Origin of the sequence: Deinococcus malanensis (assembly GCF_014647655.1) — a bacterium.
Taxonomy (GTDB): domain Bacteria; phylum Deinococcota; class Deinococci; order Deinococcales; family Deinococcaceae; genus Deinococcus; species Deinococcus malanensis.
The window spans coordinates 112,780-128,802 of sequence record NZ_BMPP01000005.1 but is presented as its reverse complement, the minus strand read 5'-3'; the positions used below and the strand labels follow the sequence as shown (position 1 = coordinate 128,802).

Sequence of the window (16,023 nt, the reverse complement as noted above, 5' to 3'; positions counted from 1 at the left end):
CGCTTTCTGGCCGTCGCCGTTACGGATCAACGCACAGATCAGTAACTAAGCCTGACTCAGGCGATCAGCGGGTGCAGCTGGCCAGCGCTGACCAGCGCCAGCCAGTGCAACGCGCGGCTGGCCGAGACATACAGCAGCCGGCGTTCGTACTCGGTGCTGTCGTCATAGGTTTCGGTGTCGGCGCTGGCCACGATGGCCGCGCTGAATTCCAGGCCCTTGGCCAGGTTCACCGGCAGGATGACCAGTCCGCCCTTGAAGCGGTGCTCCTGGGTGGTGATGGGTTGCGCGTCGGTATCAAAGTCGCGCAGGGCCTCGCTGAGCCGTTCGGCGTCCAGGCCCCGGCGGGTCACGATGGCGATGTTGGTGTGCCCGGCCGCCTGCGCGTCCTTGACTGCCCGTGCGATCAGTTCGAGTTCATTGCCCCCCTGGTAGCGCTGCACCTCGGCACCGTCGCGGTCCACTCCCTGCACGTCGGCAGCGCGGTTGTAGGTGCTGGCAATGCGGGCACCCAGTTCGGTGATCTGCCGGGTGGAGCGGTAGGTGCGGCTCAGGGTCAGGGTCTGCGCCCCAGGCAGCACCCCACGCACGGCGTCCCAGGTATTGGGACCCTTGTAGCCGTGCATGCCCTGGTTCATGTCGCCCAGCGCCGTCAGGTGACCCTGGCGGGTGGCGCGGCCCAGCAGCGCGTACAGCAGTGGACTGTAGTCCTGCGCCTCGTCCAGTACCACATGGTCGAAGGGCTCCAGGGTACGGCCCACGGCCCGCCCGATTCCGCCCATGAAGGCCTGCATGGCCAGCATAAGCGGCAGCTCGGTCACGTCGGCGTGCGCGCGGCGCGGCGTAGGAATGCCGCTGAGGGGATCGGTCTGCAGCAACTGAATCTCACGCCCGGTCAGCAGGCTGCTGGCTTTCAGGGCCTCGGGACTGCTCAGCAGGCGCCGGGTCTCGGTCACGGGTGTGGTGCTCGCGAAGACCCGGCCCAGCAGTGTGGTCAGCGGGGTGGACAGCTGGCGCAGCACCCCCGTCTGGTGCTCTTCAGGTACGCGCAGCGCCTCCAGGGCACGTTCCTCGACCTCCCGGCGGAATGCGGCCCGGTATCCGTCCAGCGAGTCCTGGGCAAACACCGTGCGCAGAATCTCCAGCAGCGCCGCCTCGTCCAGGCTGAAGGTCACCAGGCCGCGCCCGGGCACCTCCAGTGCCTCGCTCAGCGCGTGCCCCCGCAGCGCCCCAATCCACTTGTGCCACAGATGGGTGCGGACCACATCCAGCATGCGCGCGTCGCCCAGCAGCTTGGCCTTGCGCCAGGCCAGCGCCCGGCGCGTGTTGTCGCGGTCGGTCAGCAGCAGGGTCAGCGTGCGGTCGGTAACCTCCAGCTTTTCCAGCCCCAGCAACCCCACCGCCCAGCTTTCCGGGGTGGTGACATTCACGCTGTCCAGTCCCAGTTCCGGCAGGATGCGCGCGGCATAGGCCGCCAGCACCCGGTTGGGCATCAGCACCATGCAGGCCTCAGGCCGGGCGCGGTGCACGCCACGTTCGGCATTGGTCATCCAGGCCAGGCGGTGAAAGCCGATGGTGGTTTTCCCCGAGCCCGCCGCCCCCTGAATAATCACCGGCGTGCCGGCCGGGAAGCGCATGGCCTCGTTCTGCTCGGGCTGCAGGGTCTCGACCACATCGCGCATGCCGGCAGTCGAACCCTCGTTGAGGCGCCGCAGCAGCACTTCCTCGCGCCCGCCGGTGTCACCGCCCTGCTCGTCGTCATACAGGTCCGTGACGCGCAGCAGCCGCTTTTGCATCACGTCGAGCTGCCGGCGGCGCCGGATGGTGCCCTTGCCGCCACGGCGGGGTGTCCAGGTCAGCTCCTGGGTGTAGAACAGGCTGCCCACCTCGCTGTCCCAGCCCACCACATGGTGCGGCCCCTTCACGTCCTGAAAAGCATGTTTGCCGACGTACAGGGTCTGCTCGCGGCCACCCACCCGCACCTTCAGGCTTCCGAAGTAGGGATGGTGCACGTGTGGTGAGAGCATCGCAGCGTGCTCACCGGCCTCGTCCGCCATGATCACACTGGTTTCTAGGTCGGCGCCGGCATTGCGCTCCCGGTCCTCCCAGAACTCGATCTGTCGCAGCATGGCCGCGACAGTGCCGCTCAGGTGGGCGGCTTCCAGGTCGAATTCGGGGTGGTTTTCAATTTGCGGGCGGCGGGGTGAAGCAGCGGGCATCCGCCCAGCATAACGCCCTAGGCGTACAAGAGGCACATCGTTACGCCGGGCACGGTATAGGGTGAGGCACAGCGTTATTCCGGCACGGTGTTATTCAGGTTCGACCGTGGTCCGGTCCTCCTGCCCAGCCTTCACACGGCGGTGTGGGGGCACATGCAGGCCAGCACTGACCCGGGCACCCGACTGCACCTGGGCATGCGCGCCAATCACGGTCAGGTTCCCTGTGCCCCCCACCTGGGCATCGACCTGTACGGTGGCGTGCTGATCGACGATGGCACGGGTCACACGGGCCCCGGCCCGCACCACCGCTCCTGGCTGCAGGATGCTGTCGGTCACCGCCGCGCCGCGCTCGATGACCGCGTTGGGCGCCACCACACTGCGCACCACCTGGCCTGAGACCACCGAGCCGCCGCACACGAAGCTGTCCGACACCTCCGCACCCTTCTCAATGTGGGCCGGGGGCCGGGTAATGCTCGCGGTAATCACCGGCCAGTCCGGGGAATCGAGGTCAAACCCGCGACCATCGAGAAAATCACGGTGTGCCCCGTGGTAGGCCTCGATGGTCCCGACGTCCATCCAGTAGCCGCTCAGGGGGAAGGTGTGCGCGTCACCACGCCCGACCAGCGCGGGGAGAAGTTCCTCGCCGTAGTCGCCCAGGGTCTGTCCGCCTTTTTGCAACGCGGCCAAGGTGTCCAGCAGGACCTCCGGGTTGTAAACAAAGACTTCGGCGGTCACCGTGCGGCCCAGCGGCTGTTCGGGCTTGTACGCAAATTTCCTGACCCGGCCGTCGGCACCCGCCTGCACGTTGCCGAAGCGGGTGGCCTCCTCTGCCGTCTTCAGTTCGGTGGTCACCATGGTGACACTGGCCCCGGCCTTCACGTGGGCCTCGATCACCTCGCCATAGTCCAGGCGGTACACGTGGTCGGCGCTCAGGACCAGCAGCACGTCCGGAGCAAACTGCCGGATCAAGGGGGCGTGCTGGGCCAGGGCGTGCGCGTTGCCGTGCGCGAACTCGCCGTCCTCGTTTTCCGGGCTCGAAAAAGGGGGCATCACGACCAGCCCGCCCCGGGTGCGGTCCAGGTCCCACGGACGGCCACCCGACAGGTGATCATTCAGGCTGTGCGGCAGGTACTGCTCGATGACCCAGACGTCCTGCACACCGCTGTTGACCAGATTGCTCAGCGTGAAATCGATCAGGCGATAGGTGCCCAGAAATGGCACTGCCGGCTTGGCGCGTTCATCGGTCAGCGGTGAGAGCCGGCTGCCCCGACCTCCCGCAAGCACGATGGCGAGAACCTTCTGACCAGCAATACGAGTAGCCACGCCGGCAGTGTTTCTCAAGGGTCCACCAGCCGGGTGAGGGGACCAGGAGCAGCACTTTAGGAGCGGTCAACACAAGACCCCTTCCGGTCTATCCAAGGGTTGTTCCGCCTGCCATGGAGGGGCCATGATCAGTGGACTCAGCCCCGTCCGGCTTGACCCTCTCCCCCATCACACGCCACACTGGGCGGCAGGCGTTGATCCGCAGGAGTACCGCAGCAACGTGTCCATGAGCGAGCCCGTGACGGTGAGAGTCGGGCGGACGGCAGCGCGGGAAGGGCGGCGGGGAGCTGAAACACGCACAAAAGGGCCAGCGTTCGCAGACAGTGGACACTGGAACTGGGGTGGAACCGCGTAGCACTGTCTGCGTCCCCAGACGAGCCGGGAAAGGCCGTCTGGGGGCGTTCCTTTACCGGTCAGAAAAGGAGACGGTATGCCCGCACAATCCATGGAAGAACTGGTCAGCCTGTGCAAACGCCGCGGCTTTATTTTTCAGGGCTCGGAGATTTACGGCGGCCTGCAGGGCTTCTACGATTACGGCCCCCTGGGCGTGGAACTGAAGAACAACATCAAAGCCGCGTGGTGGCGCAGCAACGTCTACGAGCGTGACGACATGGAAGGCCTGGACGCCAGCATCATCATGCACCGGCTGGTGCTGCGCCACTCCGGCCACGAGGCGACCTTCAGCGACCCGATGGTCGACAACAAGAAGAACAACAAACGCTACCGCCTCGACCACCTGGTCAAGGATCAGAAAGCCGACGTGATGGCCAGGGTGACCGAACTGATGGGCCAGAGCGCCGAGAATTTCCCGGCCCTGGTGGCCGCGCTGAACGCCAATCCGGCGCAGGCCAGCACTGCGCTGCGCGAGGCCGGTGTGCGCGATCCCTTCAGCGGCGAGGTGGGCGAGTGGACCGAGCCCAAGCCCTTCAACATGATGTTCAAGACGACCATCGGTCCGGTGGCCGACGAGGACAGCTACGGCTACCTGCGCCCCGAGACCGCCCAGGGCATCTTTACCAACTTCAAGAACGTGGTGGACTCCACCAGCCGCCGCCTGCCCTTCGGCATCGCGCAGATCGGCAAGGCATTTCGCAACGAGATCACGCCGCGCAACTTCATCTTCCGGGTGCGCGAGCTTGAGCAGATGGAAATCGAGTTCTTCTGCGTGCCCGGCACCGACGAGCAGTGGCACGAGCACTGGCTGGAAAAGCGCCTGAGCTGGTGGGAAGCCCAGGGCGTGCCGCGCAGCAAGATCGAGATTCTGGACGTGCCCAAAGAGGACCTAGCGCACTACTCCAAGCGGACCTACGACCTGATGTACGACTACCCCACCCTGGGCCACGAGGAGATCGAGGGAATCGCCAACCGCAGCGACTACGACCTGGGCTCCCACACCAAGGCGCAGGGCGAGCTGGGACTGGTGGCAAAGGTCGAGGAAAACGCGGACTCAGTGGCCAAGCTGACCATTCCGCACCCCGACACCAACAAGCCGGTGGTGCCCTTCGTGATCGAGCCGTCCGCCGGAGTGGACCGCGCCATGCTGGCCGTGCTCAGCGAGGCCTTCACCAAGGAGACATTGGAGAACGGCTCCGAGCGCATCGTGCTCAAGCTCAGGCCGCACCTGGCGCCCATCAAGGTGGCGGTAATTCCGCTGGCCCGTAACCGCGAGGAAATCACCAGCGTGGCCAGGGCCATCAAGGGCGAGTTGCAGGGCCTGGGCCTGGGCCGGGTGCTGTACGAGGACAGCGGCAACATCGGCAAGGCCTACCGCCGCCATGATGAAGTCGGGACCCCCTACTGCGTCACGGTGGACTTCGACACGGTCGGCAAGGGCGAAGATCCGGTCCTGACCGACACGGTGACCGTGCGCGACCGCGACACCCTGGCCCAGGAGCGCGTGAAGATCAGCGAACTGAGCAGCTGGATTCAGGCCAAGCTGCGATAACAGACTCACCCCTGGTGGCCAGTCTTCCCAGGACTGGCCACCAACTTTTTCTTCAGGCTTTTGCATATGGCGCGGATAGGCGACCTCCGGTGTAAAGCTGCTTAGAAACTGGAGTGCACTTCCGGGGGCCCGCTGTTCTCCCGTTGCCCGAGCCGACTGGCCGCCTTCCGATGACAGTGGTGGCTCCGGGTGAAACCTGAGGACCCAGTGTTCCTGGGGTCGCTCGACTCAAGCGAAATCAGGTCCAGGGCTGTAGACCGGCACAGCTGATCTTTCGACTGTTTCTGTCAGTTTCGGCTCTGTCAGTTCCGGGCTGAGGGAAAGCGGGCCATCCAGTCCAGCACCCAGCGGGCCACGTGCTCACGCTTGGCCGTCACGATATCCAGATGGGCCGCGCCGGACAGCGTGTGGACCGTGGTCTGGCCCAGCACCTGAGCGCCGTAACGCCAGTAGTCAGCCGCCTTGGTCACCCCTTCCCCGGCGGCAATGCCCAGTACCGGGGTGGTGACCGACGCGGTATGCCACACGCGCATAGCCTCGTGGGGGGTCCCGCGGGTATCCAGGCTGGCCGCACTGACGTCCAGCGTCAGCCGCTGGGGGAAATACCATTCGGTCATGTCGCTCAGCGGGGTCCAGAAGCGGTTCACAAAGTCCTGGGCGTCCGTGGGAGCCTGCGCATCACTGCGCCAGCCGATGGGAATGCGCGAAATCCGCGGGCCCACGATGGTCTGGGTGTCCTCCTCGGCACCCAGCAGCCGAGGCAGCGGGTTCGGCTCCTCCTGAGTGTTGGTGGCCTTCCCGGTCTGCACGGCCAGAAACGGCAGCAGGGCGTAGCGTTGCTCGATCTGCAGCATGGCGGCCGCCAGATTGGTCGCATTCAGGGCGGTCAGGCCGCCGTCGGGAGCAGGCTCCCGGGGGGCCAGCTGGGCCAGCCGCGCCTGCGCGTTGCCCCGGATGGCCCGCTGGGGACTGTAATAAAAGGTGTTGACGTAGGGCAGACGGCCAATCGTGTCCAGGCCGGCAATCGGGCCCAGGGTGCCCCAGAAGCCGCGGCGATACTCCTGGGTACTGACCAGCTTGCCGTTGAGCAGGTTAGGTGTGCCGTCCAGCATCACCAGTCCACGCACGTCCTGGTAGCCCGGCTGACCATCAAAGTCGTAGGCGGCATACAGCCCGGCCAGACTGGCGCCCATGGAATGCCCACCGATGTAGACCTCCGGCGTGATGGAACGGGCTTCCAGCACCGCCACCCGCCAGTCGCGCAGCGTGGTGTCCAGTCCCCAGTCGCGCATGAACCCCAGCTGCGATGCCGGACGCACCGGCAACCCACTGCGCACGATGGCTTCCAGTTCGGCTTTTCCTGTCTGCGCCAGGGCCGCATGGTCTTCGAGCAGATTGCCCCGGCGGTCCACGGCCCAGACCGCCACACCTGGATCCAGTGCCACGATCTGGCGTGCAAGGCGGTCGAAACTGCCCGCCCCGCCCAGGTATCCGGGCATCAGCAGCAGAATGGTTCGGGGACGTTCGGCTCCGTAGCGGACAGTAATGCTGGCATTTAACGCGGGTGGTGTACCCGGAACGGTCACGCCCGGTCTCACCTGACGAACTGCCGGGACCCCGGTCAATACGGCCTCACTGACAGTGCTGGCAGCCGCAGGAGTGGTCTGATCCTGCGTCTGTGCCCGCGCACCTGTGCCCAGCCACAGAGACAGGGCCAGCATCAGACAGGCAGACACACGCATGCCCTGATGCTAGGTCTCCTGTTCCCAGGGCTGCCCAGAGCGTCCCTGAGGGCTCGGCTCATGCACAGGACCGCAAGCGCGTGTTAACGACTAAAAGTCGGTCTATACGCCTTTTCCTGGGGTAAGGAATGAACAGGCCTGGGTATGCCCGAGATCTGAGTGACCCAGAATGGATGCTCCCGGAACCCTTCTGATCGCCTCTTACCGATTTGTCCTTGCATTCCCTACTACTCTGGCAGACTATGTAGACAGACTAAGCTTGGTTAGGTCGGCAACGCCACGGGACGCCTGGCGCCGACGACCTCAGGAGAACGCATGAACCCAGACCAGCTCCGCGGCAACCTCGACCTGATTCTGCTCAGCGTGCTTGAACGCGACGCTCTGTACGGCTTCCGCATCATTCAGGAAGTCAAGGCCCGGTCGGACGGGTATTTCGACTTCAAGGAAGGCAGCCTCTACCCGGCCCTGCACCGCCTGACCGTCGAGGGCCTGCTGACCACCGAGGAGCGTGAGGTCGGTCGCAACGGTAAACCCCGCAAGTATTACCTGCTCAGTGCGCGGGGCCGCGAAGCCCTGGAGCGCAAGCGGGCAGAGTGGCAGGCCTTCAAGGGCGCCCTTGACCGGCTGGCCTGATGTCCATGCCTGATTCCTCGCCAGAACTCCGCCGTTACCTCGCCCGCGCCACGCGGGGGCTATGGGGCAAGCGCCGTGAAGAAGTGTATGCAGAACTTGAAGAACACGTCCTGGAACGTGCCGATCACCTGATGGTCTTCGGCGTTCCTCAACAAGAAGCCCTCTCACGTGCTCTGAGTGAACTCGGCCCCCCGGGGCGCCTGAGCGCAGGAATGAACCAGGTGTATCTGATGCCGAAACTGATCCAGATGTCCGCCCTGTCCGCCCTGACCGCTGTGCTGGTTTCGCTGAGCCTCAGCCTCTTAGCGGAGGGGAATGCCCAGGTCGCGATTGCCAATCTGCCCATGCCGCCCAGCTGCGCCGTATCCAGCAAGGGCATGAAAAGCAATGCGATGACTGAGATCGTCAGTCAGAAAGGCAACGTGTACTGCTACCGGTTCCGTAACGCGAAACCGATGACGTACCTCGACCTGAATAGTCTTGAGCAGACCCTCAAACCCATGGGCGTCACGGTGAGCCGTGAGGGCAAGCAAACGCTCCTGAAGTTCCCAGGGGCGACCGGCACGGCCCAGCTCAAGGCGAATACCGTCCGCGGGAATGACCGCTATGCCAGGCTCGAAGAACTCCCGTACCATTTCTCTGGCACCGGGCTGCCGGTGACCCTGACTGGCTGGACCAACCCGACCGTGCAGGTCGGAGAAACGAAATTTAAGCTGGGCACACCCGGCTCAAGTGTTCCGGGTTCCCTGATCTACCAGAACGTCATGCTCGACATCGGCCGGGATCTGAAGATCACGGGGAAGGGCGTCACCTTGTCTGCTCGCGCCTGGAGGGATTCGTCGAGCGCCCGTTACTTTACCCATACAGTACAGGTAGATGCCCCTGAGGGCACGGTCGTCGGCATCTTCTCCCGGGATGAGCGGGGTAGTGCCCTGATCGATGAAGCACCGGTGGACGGTAAAGGGCAAGTCCAGCTGTTTTCTTCACGGGAGAAACTGCGGTACGTGACGGACCCGGGCAAACTCACGCCGTACCTTTCCAGCGGTCAGGGACAGGCTCTTCTGGTGCGCCTGACTGGACTGATCGTTGCTCCGAGCGAGAAGCAGAATGACAAGTACACTGTGATCCAGCCAAAAACGGCCACCAGTAGCGGCGTCCGGTAAGTACGGCTCTGAGCCCTGTCCGAAGAAGACGGTGAAAAGCATAGTCGGTATGTAACATCCCCTCCTATGCCTTTCGAAATACGAAACGGGTCTGTATGCAGGCCCGTTTATGTATGGCTGGTCGGTGCCTGGATTCGATCGGCTGACAGGCCGATGCTCCAGGTTAGGACGTCCCAGGCCGACAAGAGGAGCAACAGAGGCTCCGGACGTTCCTACTGCGCATTGCTCGTTGTGTCGCGCCGCAGTACGAAAAGATACTTCGCCAGGTCCGATTCCCACCCCTGGTCTACACACCCCAGAATATCTGTCGAAAGGGTGGGTTTCGACCGGGCGGGGCGAGTAGATTTTGACAAGCAGGGCGCAGAATGGAGTTGCCGAGAGCAGAGCCTCAGCTTGGCGTCATCTGGAGAGCTGCTCTATTTCTCGTCGCGGCGGGCGTCAGGATCGTACTTGTCCTGCAGGTACCGCCCGTGGGCACGCAATATCCGTCCCTGAGCTTCACCACGCACCTGAACCACCCTCTGCATGCGACCCTCGATCAGGCGCAGCTGATCCAGCAGTTCACGGTCGGTGCGCTCGTCTCTGGGCGCCGACTGGTAGGCCCGCATCAGTTCAGGCAGGTCCTCGCGCGCCGCCTGCCGGGCGTCGAACACGTCGCGCTCCAAAGTGGTGTCCTCAGCGGTCAGCCGCAGCGCATCGCGGGTGGCCAGCACGGTGGTCTGGAAAGCCGCGCGAGCGGGTGCAGGCAGCGCGCGCTGATGGGCGCGCAGGGTCGAGAGCAGCTGTGCCTCGTCCTGTGGCAGGTCTATGGGGGCTCCACCGGAGACCTGGGGTTCGGTGCGGATCAGCTGCCTGGCGCGTCGGGTGGCCCATAGCGCGCCCAGCAGGCCCAGCAGCAGCGTCAGGGCCAGCAACCATCCCGCCACGTCGTTGCCCTGCAGGACCCCAAAACCCAGCAGCACCACCGCCAGTCCCACGACGCCGGCCCCCAGCAGGCTGATCAGCACCAGAACGAACAGGCCCGCTGCACGCCGGCTCAGGTTCCGGCCGCGTTCCAGGTGCCAGGCCGGGCCGCGTGGCCTCAGCCAGGGGTCAGGCTGAGCCAGGCGGGGCAGCCCAGGGGCAGAGGAACGGAGCAGGCCTCGCACCATACGGGAACCGGTGCGGGCCGCCTTGAAACCAGCACGAACACGCGGCGCCATACACTCCAGGGTACGACCCGTGCATGAAGTTCGTTTCCGGCTGAACTTCAGCCGGGGGTACTCAGCCCCGGAGCTCGTGAAAGCGCTGGCCCAGGGCCTGCCACGGAGCGAGCTGAAAATGGTTGTGGCCCAGCGGACTGGTACTGGGCAGCACCCAGACCTCGGCGTCTTCCAGTGGCTGGACCTGGGGGCCGTAGGGCAGCTTCCCCGTCGGGACTCCCAGCGTTTCAGACGCACCACGCTTGCTGGTAAAGGCCACGAGCTGCGGGCTGTAACGGCGGATCTTGGCACGCAGTTCATGGGGGGCCCAGGCCTCACCGGGCAGCGCAGCGTCCACGCCACTGTGCCGCTTGGCCACGTCAGTCAGCCCGATGCCGAAGGTCGGGAGCAGCCTGTATTCCTGAGGTGCAAGTTGCCGGGGCGTCAGCCCTACCTCGTGCAGAGTGCGCCAGAACTTGTTCTCAGGATTGGCGTAGTAGGCCTGCGCCCGGGCACTGATGCGGCTGGGGGCGGTACCCACCAGCACCAGCGCCAGGCCTTCTTGCAACACGTCCGGGACCAGATACTCGCCACTGCCGGTCAGGTCAGGGACAGGCACCTCGAACAGCGGGTCAGTCATCGTCGTAGCGCTGCTCCTGAAAGGGATCGCCGCGCATGTGGTAGCCGTTGCGCTCCCAGAAACCCGGACGGTCGCTGTCCATGAATTCCAGCCCCGAAAGCCACTTGGCACTTTTCCAGAAAAACAGGTGCGGCACCACCAGCCTCAGAGGGCCGCCATGCTCGGGTTCCAGCGGCTGACCGTCGAAGGTGTGGGCCAGCAGGTTTTCCGGCCGCGCAAAGTCCTCTAGGGACAGGTTGGTGGTGTAGCCTCCTGCGCTGTGGACCATCACATGGCTGGCCCCGGGCTGCAGGTCCAGCAGAGCAAGCAGGTCGGTGACACGCACGCCGGTCCAGGTCGTGTCCAGCTTGCTCCAGTGGGTAACGCAGTGGATGTCATAGGTCAGGGTCGTCTGGGGCAGGGCCAGCAGGTCCTCCCAGCTGAAGGTGCGTTCGCTGGCCAGCCCAAAGATCCGGACCTGGGCTTCTGACGCCGGGAAGTGCTGCGTCGGGCCATAGGTCAGCACCGGGAAACGCGTGGTCAGGGTCTGCCCGGGCGGAATCCGGCCGCCCATGTCGTTTTCGGGCTTTTTAAAGAATTTGCCAAGCATACCCTCCACTACACACCTGCACCGCCCGCCAGAAGGTATGTGCCGGCCCAGCGTGCCTTTAGCTTTCTGATCCCCTCAGCGAGCCCGCCGCCGGGGACAGGTGTCCGTCACCCTGCTGCCCTGATGGTGTAAGATAGACACGAAGGCCGGGGTCCTCTATCCCCCGTCGCCGAAACCCCGGCTCTCCGCCTGCAGAGGCGTCAAGGAGAGTCCGTACATGCAAGTCCACGATCAGGCCCGACATGAAGTTGAACGCGCACGTCACCTCAGTGACCTGCGGGATCTGCTGGCCCTTGTGCGTCGCCAGCCCAACGAACTGCTTCCCTTCGACTGGGTACGCCACCTGTGCCCGGAAAGCGAGCGCGCCCTGGGCGTGCAGACCATTCTGGTCGAGGACATCATCGGGTCGGTGGACCGCTACCGCGAGTTCGACCGGCATTACCTGCCCAAGGAGCCTCACCTCGACGAGCGCTGGATCGGCGTTCGGGCCGCGCAGCTTCAAGGTCGGGAACTCCCGCCCATTCAGGTCTACAAGGTGGGCGACAAGTACTTCGTCAAGGACGGCAACCACCGCACCAGCGTGGCGCGGCGGCAGGGACAGAAATATATTGATGCGGACGTGATCGAACTCAGCGTGGCCTTCGCCCCCGACCAGAACGACACCCTGCGCGACCTGATCATCAAGGGCGAGTACGCCCGGTTTCTGAAAAACACGGGGTTACCGCAGCTTGTTCCCCACCACCGGTCGATCTGCTTTACCACTCCTGGCCGCTACGAAAAGCTGCTGGAGCATATCCGCACCCGCCAGTACTTCATGGACCGCAAGCCAGAGCGCGCCGGAATGCCGCCGGTCACCTGGGAAGAAGCGGTGGAAAGCTGGTACCGGCGGCTGTACCTGCGGGTGGTCGAGAACCTGGAAGCCCACGACGTCATGCGGCGTTTCCCCGGGCGCACCGAGGCTGACCTGTACCTGTGGATCATGGACCACCGCTACTTCCTGAGCCAGAAAGGCGGCCATGACGTGGGCAGTGAGGAAGCCACCATGGATTTCAGCGCGCGCCACGCGCCGCCGGTTTACAAGCGGGTGGGTCAGCGGGTCAGGATGCTGCTGCGCGGACAGTTGGAGCCAGCCATGTAAGAAGGAGGGAGAGCGCTGACCACACGCTCTCCCTCCCTGCCGTGAACCCGTGAATTACTGAGGCTGGCCCAGCACATATTCGACCAGGGTACCCACGCCCCAGCCCGTCGCCACACCTTCCTTTTCCGCGTTTCCGGCGATGTCCAGGTGAGCCCAGGGCCGCGTGACGAACTGCGAGAGAAACAGCGCCGCCTTGATGCTCGCGCCGGCCGGGTTCAAGTCGCTGTTTTTCAGGTCGGCCACGGTGTTTTTTTGGTAGGACTTCAGGTAGGGCGCATGCAGGGGCAGTTCCCAGATGTGCTCGCCGGCCTCCTGCGCAGCGGCGCGCAGGCGGTCGGCCAGGTCGCGGTCACTGGCAAACACTGCGGCAATGTCATTGCCCAGCGCACTGATCTTCACGCCGGTCAGGGTGGCCACGTCCACCAGTTCGGTGGCGCCCTCGTCGCAGGCCACGGCCAGCGCGTCACCCAGCACCAGACGGCCTTCTGCGTCGGTGCTCACGATCTCCACGGTCTTGCCGTTGGCCGCGCGGTAGACGTCGCCCGGGCGCATGGCCTGGGGGCCGACCATGTTCTCGGCCGCCGCCACATAGGCGCGCACCTCCACGCCCTGAGGCACGCGGTCTTTCAGGCCGGCCAGGGCCCGCATGGCCCCCAGCACCGCCGCGGCGCCGCCCATATCGTTTTTCATGCCGTACATGCCCTGGGTGGTCTTGATGGAGTAGCCGCCCGTGTCGAAGGTGATGCCCTTGCCCACCAGTGCCACGACGCGGGTCACGTCTCCACGCGCCGGCAGGGTCACACGGATCAGCCGGGGGCCGGTCACGCTGCCCGCTGCCACGGCCGCCAGCAGTCCCATGCCGCGCGCCTCTATTTCTGAACCGTCCCAGACGTCCACGTCGAGCCCGAACGCTTCCAGGCGACGGGCCTCACGCGCCAGGGTCTGCGGGTTGATGACGTTGGCCGGCGCACTGACCAGTTCCCGGGTCAGGGTGAGGCCCGCGCCCAGGGCCTCGACCGCCGCCTGAGCCTCTGCACTCAGGCCGGTCATCTGAAGGGTGGGGATTTGAGCCTTCTCCGCGTCATCGCCCTTGAAGCGGGCGTCCTGCCAGCCAGCCGCCAGCGCGGCGCTCGCCAGAGCCTGGGCCTGATCCGTGGCCGCGACCCGGACGGCTGTGGCCTTGAGCTCCCCGGCCAGTTTGGCAATGGCAGCGCCCAGTTCGCGCGCCTCCGTGGCGTCCGTCGGGGGCAGCGCCAGGGCTTCGTCTCCCTGGGCCGTCCGCGCGACCAGCCGCACCTCACCGGGCTTCAGGCCCCGGGTCAGACGCTCGGAAAACGCCTCGCCTGAAAACACCACTGACAGTTCTGAGTGCTCCACGTCGCCGTGAAGCTCCGTTCCAGCATGAAGTTGCATGGTCTGCAGTAAAGCATGAAGGCGCCGGGCACCGGCTGTCCGGAGACCGGCAGACCCGTCACCTATACTCCGGGGTATTGTGAGTGGCTCTATACAGATTACAGAGGCAGCTCTGGCCTCCCTGATTGGCCTGACGGCCCATGAGATTCCGGGCGTGGTCGGTATGGCTCCGGCGAACCTGAAAGAGGGGCTTTCGCGCGTGCTGGGCCGCGCCAACGCCAGTGACGGCGTGGTGATCGGCAAGGACAACGGGAGGTTCACGGCGGACCTCTATATCGTCGCGGCCTACGGGGTCAGCATTCCGACGGTGGCGCGCAACATCACCGACCGCGTCGAGCACGTGGTACGCAGTCAGGCCGGCATCGAACTGGCCGCGACGCGTGTCCACGCGGTGGGGGTTCAGCGTGTCTGACGCCCAGGCCCTTAAACCCGCCGACCTGGCCCGCATGCTGCGCTACGCCACCGACTGGCTGGCGGTCTACCGCGAACAGGTCAACGCCCTGAACGTCTACCCGGTGCCCGACGGGGACACCGGCACCAACATGCACCTGACCATGCAGTCGGTGCGCCGCGAGCTCGACACCTGCGACGAGAACAGCATGCCGGGCGTGGCCCGAGCCATCAGCTACGGCGCGCTGCTGGGCGCACGCGGCAACAGCGGCGTCATTCTGTCGCAGCTGCTCAAAGGCTTTGCTGAGGCCATCCGCGACGCCCGGGAGATCGACGGGGCCCTGCTGAGTCGGGCGTTTCAGGCTGCGCAGAAAACCGGCTACGGCGCCGTGATGAAGCCGGTGGAAGGCACCATTCTGACTGTGGCCCGTGGCGTGGCCGAGGGGGCCCAGCAGGGGGGCACACCCGCAGAGGTCCTTGAACATGCCTTGATCCGTGGCCAGGACCTGCTGGACCAGACGCCCGAGATGTTGCCGGCCCTCAAGCAGGCCGGGGTAATCGACAGCGGCGGCCAGGGCTACCTGTACATCGTCCAGGGCATGCTCGCGCAGCTGCGTGGCGATGCACTCCCGCCGGCCCCGGAAATCACCAGCTACGCCCAGCAGCAGTTCGAGAACGAGGAGTTCGGCTTCTGCACCGAGTTCCTGATGAGTGACGCCACCAAGCCGATCGAGGAGATCCGCGAGTTGGTCAGTCCGTTCGGAGACAGCCTGCTGGTGGTCGGCGCCGAGGGGTATGTCAAGGGCCACATCCACACCAACGAGCCTGATCAGCTGCTGGCCACCGTGGGCCGTCATGGCCGCATGCTGAAAACCAAGGTCGAGGACATGAGCGAGCAGCACACCGAGATCCTGGGGATGGCGGGAGCTGCCGCCCGTGCCGAGGAGGAGATCGCTCCGTCAGGGCTGGTGGCGGTGGCCAGCGGTTACGGCCTGGTCAAGCTGTTCCGCTCGCTGGGCGCGCGCATCGTCTCGGGTGGGCAGACTGCCAACCCCAGCGTGCAGGACATCGTGGACGCGGTGAAGTCGGTCAGCGCCGAGAAGGTCGTGATCCTGCCCAACAACAAGAACGTCCTGATGGCCGCCGAGAAGGCCATGGAACTGATGGACGGGCGCGCCGTGGTCATTCCCACCCGCACCCTGGGACAGGGCATCGGCGCGGCGCTGGCCTTCAGCCCCGAGACGCCGGCCGAGGACCTGCGGGAGGTCATGGAGGGTGCCTCGCAGGCCGTCACCACCTTCGAGGTCACCCGGGCCAGCCGCACCACCAGCATCACGACGAAAACTGGTGCGACGCTAGCCATTGCCGAAGGTGACGTCATCGGCCTGCAGGACGACGAACTGGTTCAGGCCGGCGGCAGTCCCGAAGACAGCGTGCTGGCCATGCTCAACCAGGGCTATAACGGCCAGGAGATCGTGACCATCTTTGGCGGTCCACAGAAGACCCAGGAGGACCTGGAGGCCCTCACGGCACGCATTCAGGAAGCCTTCCCGATGGTCGAGGTCGAGGCCCATGCCGGCGGCCCGGACCTGTACGACTATCTGGTGACCCTGGAGTAAAGCCTCGAAGGCTGCGGGGGCCGGCGCCGGT

General features: G+C 65.3%; 13 protein-coding genes. 6 read left to right on the top strand and 7 right to left on the bottom strand.

Translation table 11 applies throughout. The features are described 5' to 3' along the window. Nucleotides 1-56 precede the first annotated feature (56 nt). Complete coding sequence (locus tag IEY49_RS07495) at nt 57-2,216, bottom strand: HelD family protein (RefSeq protein WP_308424645.1); 2,160 nt, start codon at nt 2,214-2,216, stop codon at nt 57-59. A gap of 90 nt (nt 2,217-2,306) precedes the next feature. Continuing rightward, nucleotides 2,307-3,539 carry a glucose-1-phosphate adenylyltransferase family protein gene (locus IEY49_RS07490; RefSeq protein WP_189006114.1) on the bottom strand — a complete coding sequence of 411 codons (1,233 nt, stop codon included), beginning with the start codon at nt 3,537-3,539 and terminating at the stop codon, nt 2,307-2,309. A gap of 430 nt (nt 3,540-3,969) precedes the next feature. Here IEY49_RS07490 and IEY49_RS07485 point away from each other — a divergent pair, with 430 nt between their 5' ends. Continuing rightward, a complete protein-coding gene (locus IEY49_RS07485; protein ID WP_189006111.1) occupies nt 3,970-5,484 on the top strand; it encodes a glycine--tRNA ligase in 1,515 nt (504 codons plus the stop codon). Between the two features lie 302 nt (nt 5,485-5,786). Here the strand turns inward: IEY49_RS07485 and IEY49_RS07480 are convergent, their stop codons facing one another. Continuing rightward, nucleotides 5,787-7,226 carry an alpha/beta hydrolase gene (locus tag IEY49_RS07480; RefSeq protein WP_229780690.1) on the bottom strand — a complete coding sequence of 480 codons (1,440 nt, stop codon included), beginning with the start codon at nt 7,224-7,226 and terminating at the stop codon, nt 5,787-5,789. A gap of 315 nt (nt 7,227-7,541) precedes the next feature. Here IEY49_RS07480 and IEY49_RS07475 point away from each other — a divergent pair, with 315 nt between their 5' ends. Then, on the top strand, nt 7,542-7,859 hold the full coding sequence (locus IEY49_RS07475) for a PadR family transcriptional regulator (RefSeq protein ID WP_189006109.1): 318 nt from the start codon (nt 7,542-7,544) through the stop codon (nt 7,857-7,859). A gap of 5 nt (nt 7,860-7,864) precedes the next feature. Continuing rightward, on the top strand, nt 7,865-9,022 hold the full coding sequence (locus tag IEY49_RS07470; RefSeq protein ID WP_189006107.1) for a permease prefix domain 1-containing protein: 1,158 nt from the start codon (nt 7,865-7,867) through the stop codon (nt 9,020-9,022). A 416-nt stretch (nt 9,023-9,438) separates the two neighbouring features. On the opposite strand, the gene IEY49_RS07465 is transcribed toward IEY49_RS07470, so the two are convergent. The 3 genes from IEY49_RS07465 to IEY49_RS07455 form a co-directional block, all read right to left on the bottom strand. Beyond that, the gene (locus IEY49_RS07465; RefSeq protein ID WP_189006105.1) at nt 9,439-10,224 is read right to left on the bottom strand and encodes a hypothetical protein; all 786 of its coding nucleotides are present in this window, start codon (nt 10,222-10,224) and stop codon (nt 9,439-9,441) included. Nucleotides 10,225-10,285: 61 nt separating this feature from the next. Beyond that, on the bottom strand, nt 10,286-10,843 hold the full coding sequence (locus IEY49_RS07460; protein WP_189006103.1) for a mismatch-specific DNA-glycosylase: 558 nt from the start codon (nt 10,841-10,843) through the stop codon (nt 10,286-10,288). After that, the gene (locus tag IEY49_RS07455; protein WP_189006101.1) at nt 10,836-11,432 is read right to left on the bottom strand and encodes a sulfite oxidase-like oxidoreductase; all 597 of its coding nucleotides are present in this window, start codon (nt 11,430-11,432) and stop codon (nt 10,836-10,838) included. Before IEY49_RS07455 ends, IEY49_RS07460 begins: the two co-directional genes overlap by 8 nt. Before the next feature lie 217 nt (nt 11,433-11,649). On the opposite strand from IEY49_RS07455, the gene IEY49_RS07450 reads away from it, so the two are divergent. Next, the gene (locus IEY49_RS07450; protein WP_189006099.1) at nt 11,650-12,570 is read left to right on the top strand and encodes a DUF4032 domain-containing protein; all 921 of its coding nucleotides are present in this window, start codon (nt 11,650-11,652) and stop codon (nt 12,568-12,570) included. A gap of 54 nt (nt 12,571-12,624) precedes the next feature. Here IEY49_RS07450 and IEY49_RS07445 read toward each other — a convergent pair whose 3' ends face one another. After that, nucleotides 12,625-13,983 carry a M17 family metallopeptidase gene (locus IEY49_RS07445; RefSeq protein WP_229780689.1) on the bottom strand — a complete coding sequence of 453 codons (1,359 nt, stop codon included), beginning with the start codon at nt 13,981-13,983 and terminating at the stop codon, nt 12,625-12,627. Between the two features lie 79 nt (nt 13,984-14,062). Between IEY49_RS07445 and IEY49_RS07440 the strand changes: the two genes are divergently transcribed. Both IEY49_RS07440 and fakA read left to right on the top strand, forming a co-directional pair. Next, entirely contained in the window at nt 14,063-14,395 is a 333-nt protein-coding gene (locus tag IEY49_RS07440) for an Asp23/Gls24 family envelope stress response protein (RefSeq protein WP_189006097.1), read from the top strand. 34 nt (nt 14,396-14,429) lie between these two features. Next, nucleotides 14,430-15,992, top strand: coding sequence for a DAK2 domain-containing protein (gene fakA / locus IEY49_RS07435; RefSeq protein ID WP_189006554.1), 1,563 nt, complete (start codon nt 14,430-14,432; stop codon nt 15,990-15,992). Nucleotides 15,993-16,023 lie beyond the last annotated feature (31 nt).